This is a genomic window from Sphaerisporangium sp. TRM90804, from assembly GCF_029846175.1.
Lineage (GTDB): Bacteria > Actinomycetota > Actinomycetes > Streptosporangiales > Streptosporangiaceae > Sphaerisporangium.
In genome coordinates, this window is the sequence record NZ_JARWAC010000035.1 from 68783 (window position 1) to 78908 (window position 10126).

Below are 10126 nucleotides of genomic sequence, written 5' to 3' on the forward strand. Positions count from 1 at the left end.
GAAGTCCTCGAAACGGGCCGGCTCGGGGGCACTAGAGGCTCCTGCCGAGGTCGGCGATGAACCTGGCCAGGCCCGCCCGCCTGCGGAACAGGTCGTGCGACCGCGGGGTGGGCTCCTCGTGGAGCCGGTCCAGGGGGAGCGCCGTCCACGCGCTGCGCAGCACCAGCGAGACGGCGTAGCCCAGCGCCACCTCGTCGGGGGCGGCGGTCACCGCCGCGGTGTACGCGGCCTCGATCGTCTTGTGGACGGCCGGCAGGTCGGCGGGCTCGGTGAGGCCCTCGTGCGCCAGGCCGACCAGCAGCTGGCCGAGGTCGAAGCCCACCGCGGTGGGGTGCGGCCATCCCCAGTCGATGGCGACGAACTCCGCGGAGCCGTCCGCGGGGACGAGCAGGTTCTGCGGGCAGGCGTCCCCGTGGGCGAAGGCGTGCGGGAGACGGTCGGCCGCCGCCAGCAGCGAGGGGACGCGGTCGGCGAGCGCCAGCAGGTCGGCGCGCAGCAGCGGGTCTGCGTGCTCGGCGACGAGCGGGTGCCGCCAGACCTCCGGGTCGCGCAGGGCGGGCAGGAAGAGGGAGGCGACCGGGCCCTCGCAGTAGCGGCGCAGCCCCACGTCGGGCCCGTCGGCGGGGTTCAGCTCGGCCATCGCGCCGAGGAGGCGCGCCGCCCTGCCGTACCTGTCGAGGTCCCACGGGGCCGAGCGGACCGGGACGTCCTCCATCCAGACCATCAGGCGGTCCTCGCCGAGGTCCGTGACCCGGAAGAGCCTCGGCACGCGCAGTCCCGGCGGCAGGGGGCGCGCGGCCAGGTAGGCGTCGAGGTCGGCGCGCCAGGGATACCGCGCGGCGGCCTGGTCGCGTTGCTCCGCGGGGATCCCCGGTACGGATATGTGCCGCGGCGCCCGGATCGCCTTGACGACGAAGGACACGTCCGCACCGCCGGCCGTGGCGGCGCGGGCCCGCCAGAGGCCGAAGGTGGACACCGCCCCCGACGTGTACCCGATCGGCTCAAGGCGCAGGTCGGTGATCTCGGCCGGCGGGACGCCGAGGCGCTCCCTGGCCAGGTCCGGCAACTCCCGGAGCATTCGCCGCCGCAGGTCCGTGATGTCCATGCCACGACGATGCCCGCGCGCCGGCGCTCTCGCATGAGTAGGGCCTACTCCAATACCCTTTCCCTGTGGCGGACGCGTGGCCGTTCGGCGGGCGCGGCATCGAGCTGGCCGAGATCGCCTCGGCCGGCCGCGGCCTGGTCGTGACGGGGCCGCCCGGCGTGGGCAAGAGCCGCCTCGTCGCGCGTGCCGTGCGCGACGTCACCGGGGTCGCCTGGGTGCGGGCCACCGCGGCCGCCGCGGAGCTGCCGCTCGGCGCCTTCGCGCCGCTGCTGCCCGAGTCGCCGCCCGAGGGCAACCCGCTGGGGTGGGCCGCCGGAGACGGGCCGCGGTGCTGGTCGTCGACGACGCCCACCTGCTCGACTCGGCCTCGGCCGCGCTGGTGCACCACCTGGTCGCCCGCCGCGGACACCGTGTCATCGCCACCGTGCGCAGCGGGTCGCCGGCCCCCGACGCCGTCCGGGCGCTGTGGAAGGACGCTCTGCTGCCCCGCCTCGACCTCGGGCCGCTGTCCGTCGAGGAGACCGGCGAGATCCTGGGAACGGCCCTCGGCGGCAGGGTGGAGTCCTCCGCCGTCGCCCGGCTGCACGAGGCCGGCCAGGGGAACGCGCTCTACCTGCGTGAGCTGGTGCTCTCCGGGGCGCTGGCCGAGTTCGGCGGCGTGTGGCGGTGGCGAGGGCCGTCGGCGATGACCGCGACGCTGCGCGAGACCGTCGCCGGCCGCATCGGCGACGTCACCCCCGCGGAGCGCGAGGTGCTTGAGTTCCTCGCCTACGGCGAGCCGCTCGGCGCCGGGCTCCTGGCCGGGCTCGCCTCCCCCGACGCCGTGGAGCGCCTGGAGGACCGGCAGCTCGTCACCGTGGAGCAGGACGGGCGGCGCCTGCAGGTACGGCTGGCCCACCCGCTCTACGGCGAGCTGATCAGGGCCGGGTGTGGTCTGCTCAGGGCTCGCCGCGTCATGCGCGGGCTTGCCGAGGCCGTCGACCGCACGGGGGCGCGGCGTCGCGAGGACGTCCTGCGCGTGGCCGTGTGGCGCCTGGACGGCGGGGCGCCGGGCGACGCCCGGTCGATGCTCGCCGCCTGCGAACGCGCCAGGATGGTGCGCGATCTGATCCTCGCCGAGCGTCTCGGCCGGGCGGCGGTCGCGGCGGGCGGCGGAGCCCCCGCCCTGATCATGCTGGGCAGGGTGCTCTTCCACGCCGATGAACACCGGGAGGCCGAGGAGGTCGCCGCCGCGGCCTGGCCGATGGACCTGGACGACGCGGAGCGGACCGAGCTGTCGGCGCTCAGGGCCTTCAACCTGTGTTACGGGCTGGGGCGCGTCGAGCTAGCCTCGGCCTTTCTCGAGGAGGCCGCGGCGCGGGTCCGAAGCGAGGACGGCAGGCAAGGGCTGCGCTGCATCGCGGTCTCGCTGATGAACTTCGCCGGCGACCTCTCCGGCGCAAGGGCGGGCATGGCGGAGATCCGCCGGATGCCGGTCTCCGGCGCGCGCGCCGCCAGGTCGGCCGCCACCGTGGAGATGGGCATCCTGGCGGCGGAAGGTCGCGCGCGGGAGTGCCTCGCGCTCGTGGAGGAGGTGGGGGCGGGCGACGCGGAGAACCAGGCGACGCCCAGCATGACGGCCGCGCTGCTGGAGGCCGCCACCCACGCCACGCTGCTCCTGGGCGACCTTCCGGCCGCCGAGCGCCACTGCGACGCGGGCTACCGGCTCGACGGCCGGTTCGGCTCGTGGGGCAGGGTGCTCGTGGAGTTCGGGGCGCGCAAGGCGCAGCTGCTCAGGTTGCGCGGCCAGGTCGGCGACGCGCTCGGCTGGGCGCGTGAGGCGGTGGCCCGTCTGCCGGGGAGCGGCATGTTCGCCGGGCTCTGCCTGGGAGAGCTGGCCCACGCGCAGGCACTGCTCGGGGAGGTGGCGGCGGCCGAGCGTACGCTCGCCCGGGCCGAGGAGCTGGCGATGCCGATCAGCCCGCACGTCGTCGTGCCCCTGCGTCTGGCGAAGGTGTGGACGCTGGCCGCGCGCGGGGACACGCGGGGTGCCGTGGAGCTGGCGCTCGACGTCGCCGGCGACACGCTGCCCGGTTACCTGCCCTTCGCGCTGTACGACGTGGTGCGGCTGGGCCGCCCCGAGCTGGTCGCCGATCGGCTGGCCGCGCTGCCGATCGAGGGCGCGCTGGTGGCGGCGTTCACGCGGCACGCGCGGGCCCGCACGGGGGCACGGCTCGACGACGCCTCCGCGGAGCTGGAACGGCTCGGGCTGACGCTGTACGCGGCGGAGGCGGCGGCGCGGGCCGCGCTCGCCTATCGGGAGGCGGGCCTGGCCAGGGGTGCGCGGGCGTCCGAGGCCAGGGCCTGGCACCTGACCTCGCGGTGCCAGGGCGCGCGGACGGCGGCGCTCATGGGCCTGGAGGCGCCCGATCTCACGCCGCGGCAGCGCGAGGTCGCCGTGCTCGCCGTGCAGGGCCTCACCAACCGCGACATCGCCAAGCGACTCCACGTGTCGATCCGCACGGTGGCGAACACCCTCTACGCCGTCTACACGAGGACGGGCGTCAACGACCGGGCCGCCCTCGGCGAACTCCTGGAGGGACCGGCGCCCGGCGAGGTCAGGGGACCGGCTCGGGGGCGTTGAGCACCTGGGCGATCGTGTGGCGGGCGGTGGCGGCCATCGTGGGGTTGGTGTCCTTGTAGTACGGCAGGGCGATGAGGGCCTGGGCCAGGGCCCGGCCGCGGCCGCGCGACCAGGTGGCGTCGTCCAGGCCGACCGCGGTGCGGAAGGTCTCCCTCGCGGGGGGCGGGAGCAGGTTCCAGGCGACCATGAGGTCGCAGGCGGGGTCGCCGACGCCCACGGCGCCGAAGTCGATGACGGCGCTGAGGCGGCCCCCGACGAGCAGCAGGTTGCCGGGCATCAGGTCGGCGTGCAGCCAGCGGGGCGGGCGGTCCCATTCGGGGGCCTTCAGGGCCGTCTCCCAGGCCGCGGTCGCCGCTTCGGTGTCGATCATCCCGCGCAGCGCCTCGATCGCGGCGCGCGCCTGGGCGTCCACGGTCGCCAGGGGGGCGCCGCGTGAGGTGGGCGGGCCGTCCGCGGGGTCGACGCGGTGCAGCGCGGTGATGAACGCGGCGAGGTCGGCGGCGAGCCGGTGGGGGTCGGCGACACGGCCGGGGGCCGGGTTCTCGCCGTCCAGCCAGTTGTAGACCGACCACGGCAGCGGGTACTCCCCGGAGGGCGCCCCCTGGCCGAGCGGGACGGGGACGGCGACGGGGAGACGCGGGCCGAGGCGCGGCAGCCACCGCTGTTCTCTCAGCACGTCGTCGGCGCCCCACGTGACGAGGGGGAGGCGCACGACCATGTCGTCGCCGAGGCGGAACATCGCGTTGACGGTTCCGGCCGACGGGATCCGCTCGACGGGCAGGCTCGCCCACTCGGGGAACCGCCCGGCGATCAGGCGGCGGACGAGCGGGACGTCGACGTCCAGCTCGTCGGGGTGCATCTTGCCAGCGGGCATGGGGACCCTTCTCGGTTCGGGCGGCCGTCGCCCACCTGCCCATGCGGGGAAGGGCCCTCCGGCCGGCATGAGCGTCCCGGTGAGCTCGGGCGGCTGTCGTTCACATGCTCATGTACAGGAACGACCACTGGTGTCCGTCGAGGTCGCAGAAGCCGCGCATGTACATGTAGTCCTGGTTCTGGGAGGCCCCCATGGGCTGGGCGCCGGCGGCGACGGCCTTGTCGACGAGCTCGTCGACCTGTTCCCTGCTGTCGGCCGACAGGCCCACGATGACCTCCCTGCTGGTGGAGGTGTCGGTGACCGCCTTGCCGGTGAACAGGGCGAACGACTCCCTGGTGTGCAGCATCACGCAGGCGTCGTCGCTGATGAGCATGCAGGCGGTCTCCTCCCCGGCGGCCTGCGGGTCGAACGACAGGCCGAGCCGGCTGAAGAACGCGATCGTCCTGCTCAGGTCGCGCACGGGCAGGTTGATGAAGGTCTTCATCGTCGAGCTCCTTCTGTGGTCGGGCCGAGGTGGAGTGCCGTCCCGGCCGCGGTGGCGCTCGTGGCCGGGCGGCGGGGCTTCGCCGTACGCGGAGGGGGCGCCGCGCCGGGGGTGTGCGGCGGCGTGGCCCCTGGAACAAGGCGAGGAGCCGGCACCGGGACGGTACCAGCTCCTCGTGAGGCGGGGCGGCGGCTCAGTGGCCGACCACGGCGTTCTCCCGAGCCAGGCGCTCGTCACCGGACAGGGTGTTGAGCGGCTTCTCCTTGATGAACAGCACGGCGACCAGCGCCAGCGCGGTGAGCGGCACGCCGATGAGGAACAGGTCGGCGGTGGCCGTCGCGTACACGTCCTGGATGACGCGCACCACGGGGGCGGGCAGGGTGGAGATGTCCGGGACGGCGTCGCCGCTCGCGCCGGAGGCGCCGGAGCCGAGCGGCCCGAGCTTCTCGGCCATGAGGCTGGTGATCCGCCCCGCGAGCACCGCGCCCAGGGCGCTGACGCCGACGGCGCCGCCCATGCTGCGGAAGAACGTCAGCGCCGAGGTCGCCGTCCCCAGGTCCTGCGCGGGCACGTCGTTCTGCGCCGCGAGCACCAGGTTCTGCATCAGCATGCCGACGCCGACGCCCAGCACCGCCATGTACACCGACAGCACGAGCGTGCTCGTCCGCCCGTCGATGGTGCTGAGCAGCCCCATCCCCGCGAGCATGATGACGCCGCCGGCGACCAGGATGCCCTTCCAGCGGCCCCACTTGGTGATGAGCTGGCCCGCCACGGTCGAGGAGATCAGCAGGCCGAAGATCAGCGGCAGGCTCATCAGGCCCGCGACCGTCGGCGACTTGCCGAGCGCCACCTGGAAGTACTGCGACAGGAACACCGTGCCGCCGAACAGGGCCACGCCGACCAGCGTGCTGGCCACGATGGACAGGGTCACCGTGCGGTTCTTGAAGAGGTACAGCGGGATGATCGGCTCGGCGGCCCGCGACTCCACCCGGATGGCCAGCGCGAGGACGACCAGTCCGCCGCCGGCGAGGGCGACCGTCCACCAGGAGGCCCACGCGAACTGGTGGCCCGCCAGGGACGACCAGACGAGCACCAGCGAGACGCCCAGGGTGATCAGGAAGGCGCCCAGGTAGTCGACCTTGACCTCCTTGCGCACCACCGGCAGGTTGAGCGTGCGCTGCAGCAGGACGATGGCCACGAGCGTGAAGGGGACGCCGATCAGGAAGCACCAGCGCCACCCGAGCCAGGAGGTGTCGACGAGCACGCCCCCGATGAGCGGTCCGGCGACGGTGCCGACGCCGAACACGGCGCCGAAGATGCCGGCGTACCGGCCGAGCTCACGCGGCGGGATCATGGCGGCCATCACGACCATGGCCAGCGCGGTCATGCCGCCCGCGCCGACGCCCTGGACGACGCGGCTGACGATGAGGATCTCCACGTTCGGCGTGAAGCCCGCGATCAGCGACCCGGCGACGAACAGCGACAGCGAGAGCTGGATCAGCAGCTTCTTGCTGTATAGGTCGGCCATCTTGCCCCAGAGCGGCACGGTGGCCGTCATGGCCAGCAGCTCCGCGGTGACGATCCAGGTGTAGACGGTCTGCGACCCGTGCAGGTCGGTGATGATGCGCGGCAACGCGTTGGCCACGACGGTCGAGGCGAGGATGGACACGAACATGCCCACCATCAGCCCCGACATCGCCTGCAGCACCTCCCGGCGGGACGTCGGCCCGCTGCGGGCCTGTGGTTCTTCTTGCACGTCGGTGGTGGTCATGCTTCCTCACGTTTCTCGGGGCAGGGAACTGCGCGCGGCGTGTGGGGCGCCGCGAGATCAGGGGCGGTCAGGAGGGGAGCGGCGCGGGGTCGGGAAGGCCGGCGGCGAGCCGGGAGAAGGTCTGGTCGACCAGACCCGCCAATGAGGGGCCGCCGTCGGCCGCGTACCAGCGCACCATCGCCACGCGGAAGGCGGCGAGGGACACCGCCGTGACGAGATGGGCGAACCCGTCGTCCGCGCCGCCGGCACGCTCGGCCACGGCGGCCGCGAGGCCGCGCTCGGCCTCGGCGCCGCCGGCGACGAGCCGCGACAGCAGTGACGGGTTGCTCTCGAACACCTTCAGCCGGAGCAGCCACTTGTCGCGCTGCGTCTGGATGAGCTCGGCCTCCTCGCGCAGCGCGAGGCCCAGCGCCTGGAGGGCGGACAGGCCCGCGGGGGCGGCGGTCAGCCTCTTGGACAGCTCGACCTCGGAGGTGGGGGTGCCGATGATGGCGTCTTCCTTGGACGGGAAGTAGTTGAAGAACGTCCGGGAGGAGACGTCCACCGCCTCGGCGATGTCCTCCACCGTGACCCCGGCCAGGCCGCGCTCGGCGACCAGCCTGAGGGCCGCGTGCTCCAGGGCCGCACGGGTCTCGAGCTTCTTGCGGTCCCTTCGGCCGGGCTTCTCGCTGCTTTCCACGGGGGTCACAACGACCAGCATAGGCAAGAAATTTCAGGCTCTGCAATCTTTTATTGTGCGAAGCGCCTCAAGGTTCGCCGGGGGTTCACCTGCGCGTCGACGGTGGACCGGGGCCGTGGGTGGGCAGGTCTTGTGGGGGGACCGCGGGGGTGGCAGGTCCTGTGAGAGAGGACGACGGGGCGGGCAGGTCTGTGAGGGAGGACGGCGGGGCGGCCAGGTCTGCGGGGGAGGACGGCGGGGCGGGCAGGTCTGCGGGGGAGGACGGCGGGGCGGTCGAGCGGGGAGAGGGGGACGTCATGGACGACGGGCGGATCGCCGCGGTGACACATCCGGCCACCCGGTTCGCGGTCGACGTCGGCGAGGCGTTCGAGGACTTCCGCGGCCGTTACGAGGAGGCCGTCCCCGCGTACCCGGCCGAGGAGTTCGAGAAGCTGGTGGAGCGGGGCGCGCCGTGGCGGGAGGTGCTCGCGCTCACCGAGCGGCGGGCGCCGCACGGGTTCATGATCTACTGGCGCTACGACGCGCAGCCGATGATGCGGCTCGCCGGCGACCGGTTCCGCTGCGTGGAGTACCTCATGGGCAACCACACCATCGCCCAGCGCATGTTCCGCCGGGACCCGGCGATCATGCTCTACGCGCCCCTGCGCACGGCCGTCTCCGAGGGTCCTGACGGCGTGACGCGGTTCTCCTTCGACCAGCCCAGCACCCGTTTCGGCGGCTTCGGCGACCCGGAGATCACCTCGGTGGGCGTCGAACTGGACCGAAAACTGGCCGCCCTCCTCCGCCACCTGTCGGTCCCCGTCCCCCAGCCCCTGTCGTAACGACGGCGCGCCGTCACGGGCGCGGTGGCCGGGTTGATCGGCGGTCGTGCGTGTGTGGGACGTCCTCCTTGGTCCCGGGTGTGCGTGGCTCGCGTGCCCGGCAGGGAGGTTGTCGGTCCCGTCCCCGTCCCCAGCCCCAGCCGCTGGTGTGACGGCGGCGCGCCGGCACCGGCGCGGTGGCCGGGGTGATCGGCGGGCTCGTGCGGGACCCCCCTGGCTCCGGGTGAGCCGTGGTTTGCGCGCCCGGTGGGAGGCGTGCACGGTGTCCGCCTGGTTGGAGTGTGCCGGGTGCGCGGACTGGCGGACGTCGTCCGCCACCGCCCTGGCCCGGGTGTGCCGGGCTCGCCGCCACACCCGGGCGTCAGGGTGATCGACATCGTTCGCGTGGCCGATCGGCTCCTCCGTCACGCGGCGACCAGCTTGCGCACCCCGAGGGGTTCGAAGTCGTAGATCGTGTTGTTCACCTGCAATCCGTCTATCGCGCCGATGAACGGGGCGTCCGGGCCGACGGTGAACGCCAGGCTCAGTGTGATCACCGCGTCCGGTAGCCGCGTCTTGAGCTCGTCGAACGTACACGGGGACGCGATGGTGCAGTTGATCAGGACGCCCGTCGCCCCGGTGGCGTACCACTGGCTCCCCGCCGCGTCGGCGTCGTACTGCTGCCAGGTGTTGGCGAGCCGGGTGGCGGGCGCCGACGGGCTGGTGGAGGTGTCGGGCAGGTAGACCAGGGTCGAGTAGTCGGACGCGCCCACGTTGGGGTCGACCTCTATGGTGAGGCTAGGTACCGTGACCGCCTCCGCGGACCCGGCTCCGGCGTACGCCCAGTAGCTCAGAGTGGTGATGTCGCTGATCGACAGCTCCGCGAAGTCCGTCTCGTTGCCGAAGGTGATCTTGTCCGTGCTGTCGGCGATGAGCCCGAGACTGCCGATGCCGTAGGGCGGAGGCACGTCGGCCGAGGAGTCGGTGGCGGGACTCCGCTCATACGGGCCGACACGGTAGACGGCGCTCGGCCCGCCATCGGAGAGACGCCCGATGACCCCCCACCTGTCGCTACAGCACGCCACCTGCCCGGGCAGCCCGGTCTCACCCGTGGCGCCGGTCGCGCCTACCGGCCCTACCGGCCCTACCGGTCCCGCGGGCCCGGTCTCCCCGATGGGTCCGGCCGGTCCGATAGGTCCGGTCTCGCCGATGGGTCCTGCGGGGCCGGTGGCGCCTATCGGGCCTGCGGGGCCGGTGGCCCCGGTCGCGCCGGCGGGTCCTGTGGCGCCGGTTTCCCCGATGGGTCCGGCCGGTCCGATCGGTCCGGTCTCGCCGATGGGTCCCGCGGGGCCGGTGGCGCCTATCGGGCCTGCGGGGCCGATAGCCCCGGTCGCGCCTATCGGACCTTCCGGCCCCGCGGGTCCGGTCGCGCCTGCCGGCCCTTCAGGTCCCGCGGGTCCTATGGCTCCGGTGGCTCCCGTTTCGCCGATGGGTCCCGCCGGTCCGGTCGCGCCTACCGGTCCCTCCGGCCCGGCTGGTCCCTGGAGGCCGGTCGCGCCTGCCGGCCCGGTCTCGCCGACAGGTCCAGCCGGTCCGGTAGCGCCGGGATCACCTGCTGTTCCCTGTGGCCCGGCGGGTCCGGTGGCGCCGGTCGGGCCTATCGGCCCTTCAGGTCCCGCCGGTCCTATGGCTCCCGTGGCGCCGGTTTCACCGATGGGTCCTGCGGGTCCCGTTGCTCCGGTGGCGCCTATGGGTCCCTCTGGTCCTGTTGGTCCTGCGGGCCCGGTCGC

The 10126-nt window shown here is 73.8% G+C and carries 8 protein-coding genes; 2 read left to right on the forward strand and 6 right to left on the reverse strand.

Features of this window, described 5'->3' with window-relative positions; all coding sequences use genetic code 11:
• Window positions 1-31: 31 nt before the first annotated feature.
• Complete coding sequence (locus PYR91_RS34165; RefSeq protein ID WP_279786761.1) at window positions 32-1105, reverse strand: phosphotransferase; 1074 nt, start codon at window positions 1103-1105, stop codon at window positions 32-34.
• A 328-nt stretch (window positions 1106-1433) separates the two neighbouring features.
• Here PYR91_RS34165 and PYR91_RS34170 point away from each other — a divergent pair, with 328 nt between their 5' ends.
• On the forward strand, window positions 1434-3728 hold the full coding sequence (locus tag PYR91_RS34170) for a LuxR family transcriptional regulator (RefSeq protein ID WP_279786763.1): 2295 nt from the start codon (window positions 1434-1436) through the stop codon (window positions 3726-3728).
• Here the strand turns inward: PYR91_RS34170 and PYR91_RS34175 are convergent.
• The 4 genes from PYR91_RS34175 to PYR91_RS34190 form a co-directional block, all read right to left on the reverse strand.
• Entirely contained in the window at window positions 3703-4602 is a 900-nt protein-coding gene (locus PYR91_RS34175) for an aminoglycoside phosphotransferase family protein (RefSeq protein ID WP_279786765.1), read from the reverse strand. The two genes, PYR91_RS34170 and PYR91_RS34175, sit on opposite strands and share 26 nt — an antisense overlap.
• Before the next feature lie 100 nt (window positions 4603-4702).
• On the reverse strand, window positions 4703-5086 hold the full coding sequence (locus PYR91_RS34180; RefSeq protein WP_279786767.1) for a VOC family protein: 384 nt from the start codon (window positions 5084-5086) through the stop codon (window positions 4703-4705).
• 193 nt (window positions 5087-5279) lie between these two features.
• The gene (locus PYR91_RS34185; RefSeq protein ID WP_279786769.1) at window positions 5280-6857 is read right to left on the reverse strand and encodes an MDR family MFS transporter; all 1578 of its coding nucleotides are present in this window, start codon (window positions 6855-6857) and stop codon (window positions 5280-5282) included.
• Between the two features lie 67 nt (window positions 6858-6924).
• Window positions 6925-7545 (reverse strand): TetR family transcriptional regulator, encoded by a 621-nt coding sequence (locus PYR91_RS34190; RefSeq protein WP_279786771.1) that lies wholly within the window; start codon window positions 7543-7545, stop codon window positions 6925-6927.
• A 287-nt stretch (window positions 7546-7832) separates the two neighbouring features.
• On the opposite strand from PYR91_RS34190, the gene PYR91_RS34195 reads away from it, so the two are divergent.
• A complete protein-coding gene (locus tag PYR91_RS34195) occupies window positions 7833-8357 on the forward strand; it encodes a DUF302 domain-containing protein (protein ID WP_279786773.1) in 525 nt (174 codons plus the stop codon).
• A 404-nt stretch (window positions 8358-8761) separates the two neighbouring features.
• Here the strand turns inward: PYR91_RS34195 and PYR91_RS34200 are convergent, their stop codons facing one another.
• On the reverse strand, window positions 8762-9304 hold the full coding sequence (locus PYR91_RS34200) for a hypothetical protein (protein WP_279786775.1): 543 nt from the start codon (window positions 9302-9304) through the stop codon (window positions 8762-8764).
• Window positions 9305-10126: the final 822 nt, after the last annotated feature.

Coding starts and splice junctions, on each gene's coding strand:
- PYR91_RS34195 (WP_279786773.1), top strand. CDS start 7,833: ATGGACGACGGGCGGATCGCCGCGGTGACACATCCGGCCACCCGGTTC.
- PYR91_RS34165 (WP_279786761.1), bottom strand. CDS start 1,105: ATGGACATCACGGACCTGCGGCGGCGAATGCTCCGGGAGTTGCCGGAC.
- PYR91_RS34185 (WP_279786769.1), bottom strand. CDS start 6,857: ATGACCACCACCGACGTGCAAGAAGAACCACAGGCCCGCAGCGGGCCG.
- PYR91_RS34180 (WP_279786767.1), bottom strand. CDS start 5,086: ATGAAGACCTTCATCAACCTGCCCGTGCGCGACCTGAGCAGGACGATC.
- PYR91_RS34175 (WP_279786765.1), bottom strand. CDS start 4,602: ATGCCCGCTGGCAAGATGCACCCCGACGAGCTGGACGTCGACGTCCCG.